Source organism: Salinibacter sp., from assembly GCF_042218895.1.
Lineage (GTDB): Bacteria > Bacteroidota > Rhodothermia > Rhodothermales > Salinibacteraceae > Salinibacter.
The window spans coordinates 15,036-17,773 of the sequence record NZ_JBDGQQ010000069.1 but is presented as its reverse complement, the minus strand read 5'-3'; the positions used below and the strand labels follow the sequence as shown (position 1 = coordinate 17,773).

At 61.6% G+C, this 2,738-nt stretch carries 2 protein-coding genes and 1 pseudogene; 2 read left to right on the top strand and 1 reads right to left on the bottom strand.

The genetic code is table 11. The features are described from left to right. A pseudogene (locus ABEL04_RS06935) lies at window positions 1–920 on the bottom strand (hypothetical protein); the annotation flags it as partial. A 136-nt stretch (window positions 921–1,056) separates the two neighbouring features. Between ABEL04_RS06935 and ABEL04_RS06930 the strand changes: the two are divergent. Together ABEL04_RS06930 and ABEL04_RS06925 are read left to right on the top strand one after the other, a co-directional pair. After that, window positions 1,057–1,329 carry a PqqD family protein gene (locus tag ABEL04_RS06930; RefSeq protein ID WP_375801659.1) on the top strand — a complete coding sequence of 91 codons (273 nt, stop codon included), beginning with the start codon at window positions 1,057–1,059 and terminating at the stop codon, window positions 1,327–1,329. Window positions 1,330–1,419: 90 nt separating this feature from the next. Beyond that, a complete protein-coding gene (locus ABEL04_RS06925; protein ID WP_375801658.1) occupies window positions 1,420–2,541 on the top strand; it encodes a nucleotidyltransferase family protein in 1,122 nt (373 codons plus the stop codon). The last annotated feature ends 197 nt before the right edge of the window (window positions 2,542–2,738 follow it).

The window sequence follows — 2,738 nt, the reverse complement described above, 5'->3', positions numbered from 1 at the left end:
TCGACGAGTTGGCGGAGCACGGTGAGGTGACGGTCGGCGGCGTCGGAGCCGGGGGCGAGGAAGAAGCCTCCCTGGTTGAGAAGCTCTTCGAGCGCAGACCTGGTGCCGACCGGCTCGACGTGGCTCTCTGGCGCATCGGCGAGGGTGGGCAGCACGACGAGAGAGGGCGTGCAGGCGGCTGCGGGGTGTCCGGGATAAATCTGGCTGGGATCGACCCGCCACTTCGAGGCATCGTTCGGGGCAGGGGGCCACTCTGGATCGTCTAGCTCAGGGAAGTGGGCCTTCAGGCTCGGGTCTACGCAGAAGTCGCGCCGAAAGGAGTACGCCCTGATCCAGCCGTCTTCCGAGCGGAGCAGCACAGTGTCGTCCGAGAGGTATCCCCAACCGTTGCGGACGAGGCTCAACGCAGCCGTCGACTTTCCACTTCCGCTGCCGGCCGTAAGCAGGACCCCGCGCCCCTCACGGGTAAGCCCCGCAGCGTGGAGGGGGAACCAGCTGTGGGCCCGCAGCAGGATGGCGAGGCTGATGGCAACCAGATAGGAGAGCTGAGAACTGTGCCACCGATCGGGGCGAGACGTGAACGGATCAGGAGGGACTGCCGCTTCGGCCAGGCCCGCACTGGGGTGAAGGTCGACCGTCATGTCCTTCTGACGCAGAATCATTCGCCCCGATGTTCTCCATGCGCCAAGCTCGGCGTGCCCGGTCATGTCGATGTAATGGGCATTCTCCGGAGGGGAGGCAGGGGCCCGGTCCACGCTGACATCGAGTGTCACCTCGACGCCATCAGCAGTGAGAGGGGCCTCTTCCCCCTCGTACCGAGCTCCCTTGAACTGGAGAGTGCGGCGCAACAGACGACTGACCGTGGAGTTGTGGCTCCGGGCGCGGACACAGAAACCGTGAAGTTGGTAGTACTCAAGCATGGGCGTTCAGGAAACCCCTTGGACAGTTGGCGGCGCTTGGCCCGGCCGGAGGAGATGCTCCTCCCTCGAGGTTGAGCTTGCGTCGCAGAGATTCTAGACTTCATCTCGCCCCTTGTTCAATTGCAAGTCCAGACCTATGCCCCAGTATCGTCCCAATTCCGATGTTGTCTCTACCGAGATCGACGAGGACGAGTCTGTTTTGCTTAGCCTGGAGACCCAGGAATACTACTCCCTGAATGAGACGGGCAGTCGCATCTGGGAGCTGCTCTCCCGCGGCCAAAATACCGAAGACATCGCCTCCGCACTTACGGAGGAATGGGCCATCTCGGAGGCGGAGGCGCTGGAGTACGTCCGCTCGTTTTTACAGGAGCTACGCGACGAGGGCCTGGTGGAGACGGATGGCGTTTAGTGCCCCTTGCCCGCTGAGGACGGGAAGCCCCTACGGATCTGCTCTCGCTCTGATTGCGCATCGCTCGCCTCCATGTTCGCAGCAGACAGGATGAACTGGTCGTCCGAGATCGAGCTTTTGCTATGCTGTGCGCGAACGCAGATCAACGACGAGACGGCGGCGCAGATTCAAAACTTGGCGCGTGATCCGCTGGATTGGTCTTCGGTGCTCCAACTCGCCGACGAGCACATGGTGCTTCCTCTACTCCATCAGGCACTGGATGAGGTGGTCCCGGATGCCGTGCCGCCCGCCGTGCAGGATCGGCTCCGAACCGCCTTTCACGCCAATGTTCGGAATAATCTGCTCCTGACCCATGAACTCATGGATCTCCTTGCACTTTTCGACGAGCACGACATTCCCGCCGTGCCGTTCAAAGGTCCCGTGGCTGCCGCCTCCGTGTACGACGATCTACACCTCCGGCCATTCGGGGACCTGGATCTACTGGTGTCTCTTGAAGACGTGACTCGCGCCCAGACCCTTCTTTTGGACCGTCAGTTCGAAGATTGGGAACCCCTTCCCCCGCTCGACGTCCTGGACTTCGACCGGCCGCCGTCCTGGTACTCCGCACTAACGGAGCCGTTTGGTAAGGCCAAGACGTACGTCCGTGCGACCGAACAGGGCGACAAGGTCCCGATCGAACTGCACTGGGAACTGATGCCCCCCTATTTCCGACATCCGCTGGACCCGGAGCCACTGTGGGAGCGTCTCCGAACGGTCCCCCTTCAGGGCACGCCCGTGCCCACTTTCTCGCCGGAGGACACCCTCTTGCACTTCTGCCTGCATGGTACGGTGCACCGATGGAGCCATCTGCGTCTGGTTTGCGATGTTGCCGAATTTCTCCGCAGGCCTCCGGAGGTAGAGTGGAACCAACTTATCGGTCGTGCCGACAAACTGGATAGCGAGCGTCTGCTTCTCCTAGGCCTCCGCCTGGCCCACGAACTGCTGGGGGCGCCCTTACCGGCGTCCATCCGCCACCGCACCTACGGCAACAACAGGGTCGACTCGCTGGCCCAAAGACGCCAGCGCCAGCTTTTTCGCGACCGAGGCGGCGTCGCTTCGATCTGGAACTCGTACGTGTACGATGCGCAGATACGGGACCGCTTCGTTGACGGAATTGGCCTGTGCATTGCCGACACGTGGGCCGCACTCCCCAAGTATCTGCGTGGCCTATAGATGAGGAGGGTTGGGCAGGACCAGCAGTCGTGGCAATTGGATTGTTCTGGGGAGGCGACTTCGGAATTAAAGCCTGAACACATGAATTTACGGCCGGTAAGGTTGAAAATAATTCATTCGGGCCAGCCGCAATCCGGGTTGAAACCTAAATTGCGCCGTTGGAAGAACCTGTGAGACCGATGCGATCTTTGAGCGGA